Annotated in this window: 7 protein-coding genes; 4 read left to right on the forward strand and 3 right to left on the reverse strand. The window is 41.8% G+C overall.

Annotation, left to right across the window (positions count from 1 at the left end):
- Positions 1-302 precede the first annotated feature (302 nt).
- Together AABK37_RS17205 and AABK37_RS17210 are read left to right on the forward strand one after the other, a co-directional pair.
- The gene (locus AABK37_RS17205; protein ID WP_432552774.1) at positions 303-674 is read left to right on the forward strand and encodes a hypothetical protein; all 372 of its coding nucleotides are present in this window, start codon (positions 303-305) and stop codon (positions 672-674) included.
- A gap of 3 nt (positions 675-677) precedes the next feature.
- Positions 678-950: a hypothetical protein gene (locus AABK37_RS17210; protein ID WP_432552775.1), complete on the forward strand. Its 273-nt coding sequence runs from the start codon at positions 678-680 to the stop codon at positions 948-950.
- Here AABK37_RS17210 and AABK37_RS17215 read toward each other — a convergent pair.
- On the reverse strand, positions 891-2,504 hold the full coding sequence (locus AABK37_RS17215) for an ArnT family glycosyltransferase (RefSeq protein ID WP_432552776.1): 1,614 nt from the start codon (positions 2,502-2,504) through the stop codon (positions 891-893). The genes AABK37_RS17210 and AABK37_RS17215 overlap by 60 nt on opposite strands.
- 263 nt (positions 2,505-2,767) lie before the next feature.
- Between AABK37_RS17215 and AABK37_RS17220 the strand changes: the two genes are divergently transcribed.
- Positions 2,768-4,489: a hypothetical protein gene (locus AABK37_RS17220; RefSeq protein WP_432552777.1), complete on the forward strand. Its 1,722-nt coding sequence runs from the start codon at positions 2,768-2,770 to the stop codon at positions 4,487-4,489.
- Between the two features lie 80 nt (positions 4,490-4,569).
- On the opposite strand, the gene AABK37_RS17225 is transcribed toward AABK37_RS17220, so the two are convergent.
- Positions 4,570-5,841 (reverse strand): recombinase family protein, encoded by a 1,272-nt coding sequence (locus AABK37_RS17225; RefSeq protein ID WP_432552778.1) that lies wholly within the window; start codon positions 5,839-5,841, stop codon positions 4,570-4,572.
- A 115-nt stretch (positions 5,842-5,956) separates the two neighbouring features.
- Positions 5,957-6,316: a VOC family protein gene (locus AABK37_RS17230; RefSeq protein WP_432552779.1), complete on the reverse strand. Its 360-nt coding sequence runs from the start codon at positions 6,314-6,316 to the stop codon at positions 5,957-5,959.
- A 55-nt stretch (positions 6,317-6,371) separates the two neighbouring features.
- Here AABK37_RS17230 and AABK37_RS17235 point away from each other — a divergent pair, with 55 nt between their 5' ends.
- Complete coding sequence (locus AABK37_RS17235) at positions 6,372-6,671, forward strand: hypothetical protein (RefSeq protein WP_432552780.1); 300 nt, start codon at positions 6,372-6,374, stop codon at positions 6,669-6,671.
- Positions 6,672-6,723: the final 52 nt, after the last annotated feature.

Genomic DNA, 6,723 nt, shown 5'->3' on the forward strand with positions numbered 1-6,723 from the left:
CAAGCAGAAAATATAGTACCTGTAAGCTCACAGACGCACACCCACAGCAAAAGCAACTAGGAGTCATAACTACGCCAAATGTAGCTATACTCGTGTTGCAGCCAGAAGTTTCCAGCGGCAACTGCTCAAAACTTGGGAACTTAAGTGATGCTTAGTAAGATAAGCATCCCCCTTGTCGTAGAAATACTTGATGTGTGATTCATGACTTATGTCAAACCACACTCAGTAATTTACGAGGGTGTTCGGAAATTGAATATAGTTATTGTTATAGAGCGAGTGAGTGGACTAAGCGGACAAGGTAGATGAATACACACACCTTTGATAATCATTATGTTACTTGCCCAATTTGCCGGAGAAATGCAACGCCAAAGCCAGTTAAGACGTGCATTGGTTTATTTAGCTGTCCGTATTGCCAGGAACGCCTAGTAGTTTCTCAAAGTGGTCACTACGTCCGCGATCCGTTTATCTTGAGACAGATGATAATCTCATCATCGCTACGTCGTCAAAGCAGTCCTTTAGCTAGAATTATAAGAGATTTTATCGTCCTCAAGCGTCCTTTGCTAGCTTTAGCTGTAGTAAGTGCTATTCTTTTAGGGATGATTGGTGTCACTCAGCAAAAGACTTCCGATTCCCAAACTCTTCCAGGAACGGAGAAGGTGGAGAATAGGGAATAGGGCATGGGGGAGGCAGTGCGGTCTTGGGGTCTCCCCAAGTGGAGCACCTGCCGTCATGGGGCATGGGGCATGGGGGAGGCAGTGCGGTCTTGGGGTCTCCCCAAGTGGAGCACCTGCCGTCATGGGGCATGGGGCATAGGAAAAAGATTTGACTTTATTCTCACATTCCCATTGCCCATTGCCCATTGCCCATTGCCCATTGCCCAATTCCCCAATTCAATATGTGTCTTTTGTAATCAGTGTGAAACCTTCGGTTTCGTCAATTCGCTTCACTGATTCTAAATGGAGATTTTTCAGAGCAGATGCATCGAGTAAAAAGTAGGGTTGCTCGTTGTATTGCCAATAATATTTTAGTTCAGCACCAGAAGCGGGAATAATGTTGCGATCGCTATAAAAATTCAATGACGGGCGATTATACGGAAAAGATGTATAAATCTTTCTGACTGTGGGTTTTGCCCGCTGAATCATCACAGCGACTGGTTTAACAGGATAAGCTTCTTCTAATTCCCAAACCCAATAGTTTGATTTCATCAACAGCAGCAACGAAATATAACTTCCCCAAAACAAAATTTTCAGGAATTGTCCGTCACCTCGCTCTGCTAAAATAGCGGCTAAAGCCATAGTTATAGCTACAGCAGCAAAAATCATCTGTAAGTCAGATTTACCTGTTGTGCCCCAACTGTAATAAATGCTGCCAGCAGAAGCTACTACAGCTAGTAATGAAAAACTAGCTATCCAAGCGCGGGGATAAGATGACTGTAAAGATGGATTTTCTGTCTCTGCCAGCAGCGCACCAAAAGCTAAAGCTAAACTGGGGTAAATCGGAAAGACGTACCAGGGTAGTTTGGTTCCCATAAGGGAAATCGCTAGCAGGTAAACACCACTCCACACCAGTACGAGTTTTGCCCAGCTAAGATTGCGATTTTCCCAAGTTAAGCGTAACGCTTGCGGCAAAAACATCAGCCAGGGCCATGCGTACTTGAAAATTTCTAACAGATAGTACCAGGGTGGTCCGGAATGATTCTCAACATTTGTGTTGATGCGGTTGAGGGATTGACCCATAATACCAATGCGGGCGAAACTTTCACCATAATGTATCCACTGGGAACCAGACCAGAAAACTATCGGTATAGTGCCAATGATGATGGCTATCCACATATACCAACTGGTGAGAAGTCGTGGGGTATCCCACAGAAGAAATAAAAATGCGATCGCTCCTAATAATATGCCTAACATACCTTTAGTTAGACAAATTAAGCCAAAACCGATGCCAATGCCCAAACAGTATCGCAAATCTCGACGCGATCGCAATACACACAACATCATCACCATAAAAAAGCAGATTACCGCACCATCTAACATCGCCAAGCGTCCATGACGCACTACCGGCAACATCGTTAGATAAATCAAAGCACTGTAAATCGCTGCCCAACGTTGGCGAAATATCTCTCTACCAATACAATACAACAAAGGTACAGAAATAGCTGTTAACATTGCTCCTGGTAAGCGCGTAGTCCATTCATTTACGCCCAACAACGAATAAGTCCAAGCAATTAGCAAATGCATCAGCGGCGGTTTGTTGTGATATGGTTGACCTCCTAGCATCGGGTAAAGCCAACGCATTGAACCAGCCGGCGCACGCCAAATTTCACGGGCAACTTGTGCCACAGTACCTTCATCCCAATCTCGCAGTGGCAATTCCCCAAGATTTATGCTAAAGAGTAACATCGCTGCCAACAACAGCACTATTACCCATCCCCAATCAATCCTTTTCTCAACCACGCGATATTGTTTTTCTAGACGACTCCAGGTAAAGCTTCCTTCTTGCATAATCTAGGATAATCATTTGAAAAGCACACTTCGATTACACTCCAGACGTTTTGGAGTCTCCAATGTTGCCAACTACTTAACAACCACAGCCTTTATGAATAATTCCTAGATTTTAAATTAGCTCAAATTTGCGCGATCGTGAATAATTTTTTTTAAGAATTTCTTCTCCTTATTTTTTAAAATTATTTAACAAATATTTCCCGGAAAAAACTGATACACATAATACAATACACAATATTCTACCGAAGAACGAGGGTCAATCAATGAATATACCTGTTATTTTCGATTTGGCGTTAGGTTTAGTATTTACTTACTTAATTTTAAGTTTATTAGCCTCAGAAATTCAGGAATTGATTGCCACTGTGTTGCAATGGCGAGCCGAACACCTCAAAAAATCAGTTGAAATCTTTTTAGCTGGTGATACTGACAAATCAGAAGATGCTCATGTCATCCAACTAGCTAATGATATTTATTCTCATCCTTTAGTGAAAAATATTAACCAAGAAGCTAAAGGATTTCTTGTAACTTTACCGCGCAGACTTACTTGGGGAATTGGCTCATTATATCGTTCAGTAAAAACAGCGCGACCCGGAGGTGATAAAGATGAAACTATTTTTGGAGAGAATAAACGTAGTGGTCCTTCTTACATTCCCTCAGATATATTTGCGACTACGTTAATGGAAACCTTGCAATTACCGACAATGGTTCAAACATTAACTCAATCCAGGTTGGAAAAATTTAAAAATGCTCAATTAGCTAAAATAGAACAAGTTTTAATCGAATTGCAACAACAGACAAATAATGATGAAACCTCAGCTAATTTCATCAATACTATGTTTCAGCAATATGCAGAAACTCAAGCCGACTTTGAACAAATAAGTTGGAATTTTCAAAATCAAAAAGCTGATTTGAATACTAGCGTTACTCGTTTGGGAGAAAGTCTGGATAGATATATAGAAACTTTTCAGACAAATATGCCGAAACAGGATTTATTTGAGAAAGCACTGCGAAGAGTAAATTTTATCAAAAAAAATATTTTTGAAGATATCGAACAGGCAATTTTGTCAGGAGGTTTAAGACCTAATCTCAATGAAGTTGTCGAAACTCTTGATAAAGATAGTGCTGTTCATAATGAAATTAAAGAAGCAGCAGTTCAACAGGCAATTTCCTTAGGAGTGCTACCAAAACCTAATCTCAATGAAGCTGTCGAATCTCTTAGACGAGATAATGCGATTTTTCAGGAAATTAAAGAAGCTGTAAAAGATAAAGAAAGCGCTACAAATCAAGGAATTAGAAATGTAGTTCAAAGTATAGATTTAATTGATAAACTCCCGAAACCTGTTGTAGAAAATATTACTATTTTAGGAAAACGTGCCCAGTCAAGGATTCAAACCACAGAAGAAGGTATTCATACATTACGAAAAGAAATTGAACGCACGTTTGATACTTCAATGGAACGAGCTTCTGGTGTTTACAAGCGCAATGCTAAAGGTGTAGCGATTATGCTGGGCTTGGGTCTTGCTATTATCGCTAATGCGGATGCGTTTCACATGATTAGTAGATTATCAAAAGATTCGGCTTTGCGAGAAACAATTACTAATAATGCTGGGGAAATATTACTGAGAAATCAAAATAATCAGGCGATCGCCAATCCAGATTCTCAAGAAGACCAAGTTAATTATGCTTTAAATCAGTTGACAAGACAAGCTGATGGTGCTTTAGAAAACGTTGCTTTACCGATTGGTTGGTCTGATGTTAACTTAGACCAGCAGATTGCCTGGACACCTAAGAAAAATCAGAGTTTCCCTTTCTTGAGAATTTTATATATGATTCCTGGTTGGATTTTCAGTGGTATTGCTATTGCGATGGGTGCGCCTTTTTGGTTCGATTTACTTGGTAAATTTATTAATGTGCGTAATGCGGGGAGACGACCTGCATCTTATTCTAGAAGTCAAGTTGAGAACGATGAAAATGGGGGAGGGTGAGAAAAAGTTAGGTGTTAAAAGTTAGGAGGGGCGGGGTAACCCCGCCCGTACAGGAGGCGCGGAGTCTCCTGAATTGTTTGTTAAAAAATAAATATGATTTGCAGTTGCCAATTTTGATTTTCGCGAATAATCTCAATTTGGCGAATGAATTCTCGCAGGTAAAATCGTCGCTCTGCTTCTGATAAGTCTAACCAAAATTGGGGAATGGAAACAGCTTGAGCAACAGAACGCAAGTTGACTGGTGGGAGTGTTGCTAGCTTTGCTTGGAGTGCAGAAATTTCTGTACGGAGTTTGTATGCTCTTAGTTTTGCTGTTTCTGCATCCAAAATCCCGCTTTCTACTAAGGTGGGTAGCTGTTCGAGTATTTGTTGCTGGCGATCGCTCTTTTCTCCTAAACTATTTTTAACGGCATCTAATTGAGGAAAATTCATCTTAGCTACTGCACTCGGTAAGTCACGACAAACCGCTTCAATTGTCTTTTCTAAAATTTGTGCGTAGGGAATAGCTCGACATTTTGGGCTTTTGGTGCAGCTAATCGGACGTAAATAAAGATACTCTTTATCTGAGTTACGCTGAGTTACACGGGTAACTGTCATATGCGATTTACACTCGCCACAGATAACCAAACCCGCTAAAGAACGCGGTGCGCTTGCAGTTCGAGATGGCAAACGGCTGTTACGGCGTAAAAGTCGGTCAATTTGTGCTGCTTCTTGTTTAGTAATAATTGGCACATGTGTATCAGAAATAATTTCCCCGTTCTGATAAGCCGTATCGCCGCGATATACTGGATTTGTCAGCCAGCGTCGTCCAGTGGTGACAGAGATTTTCTTCGCATATTTTTTCGCCAGATAACGCACTGCTCCCCGCAAAGAACCGTAAAGTAGAAAGTTCTCAAAAAAATCTTTGACTACCGGGGAAGTACTACGGTCAATAATGTATTTTGCATTACCTCTGCGGTAGCCATAAGGTGCTTTACCTGGTGGTGGTGCAGCCTCCAAACGATTGCGGGCGTGTCCAATGCGGATGCGATCGCTGCGTTGCTGCCGCTGAATTTCGTGTAACAATTTGAATAAGTCAGCGCGGAGATCGATTTCCGTGGCAATTATTGCTATCCCTAGCGCTTCGAGTTGCGTAAGGCGATCGCTCACTTCTTCTACAGTATCTCCCAATTCCGCCAACCGATGAATCAGGAGATAATTTGCTCTTTCGGTTTGACAATCAGTGAGTAATTCTTGTAATTGCGATCGCTTACCCAAATCCTCATAAACTCGATCCACCTCCCATCCCCAACTATGAGGATCGGGTGAGGGTTCTAGTAAAGGGTCAGTGTAAGTGTAAGCGATAATTTTCATGGAATTTCGAGTTAAGAGTCAACAGTCAACAGTCAACAGTCAACAGTCAATAGTCATTGCTTGTTGTCCTCCTTGTCCCCCCATCCCCCCATCCCCCCCTCCCCCACTCCCCCACTCACCCCTGACTCAACTCGATAACATTCCCATCTGGATCTTGGGTAAAAAGAGCGGGGCGACCGGATGCGCTGGGTTGAAGAAGGCAATTATGATCTAATAGCTGCTGTTTTGCTGCGTCCAAGTCGGTGACAGAGAAAGCGATGTGAGGATTGCGTCCCCATTTTTCGTATTTGTTGTCTGTGGGGACGGTGGGTGCGACTATTAGGTGAAGTTGATATTCGCCGATTTGATACCACGCACCAGCGTATTTTAGCGATCGCTCAATTTTGGGCAATCCTAATACTTTGCCATAAAAGTGTTCTGATTGTTCGAGATTCGTGACGAGAATGGCTGTATGTAGACTTTGTATGATTTGCATTGTCGGTGATATGCGATCGCTTTTATTTAAATTGTGACAAGGAATGAGGATAAATATGGATGCTCAATTAACAAGTAACGAAATCAATCTTGCACGCGAGATTTTACACGATTACGACCCCGCACAGCAGGCATTAAATAACTTAGAAAAGCACAATGGCAATTTAGAGCGCTCTTTTGAGGATTTATGGACAGAAAAAAATGGTCCACCACCGACGATGAGGGGTAATAAATCACTTTGGCAAGTGACGCTGAAAGCACTGCGTAAAGAACTTTGCGGAGATGATGGTTTTCGCGGTCAACTTAGAGGATGTCTGAAAAGTAAGGAAGCTCACGTCACGGTATTCTGTCAGTAGAAAAAACACTTAAGTAGACAGCGTGACGAAAGCAATGAATCCATCTTACCCA

The organism is Tolypothrix sp. VBCCA 56010 (genome assembly GCF_050875635.1).
Taxonomy (GTDB): domain Bacteria; phylum Cyanobacteriota; class Cyanobacteriia; order Cyanobacteriales; family Nostocaceae; genus Hassallia.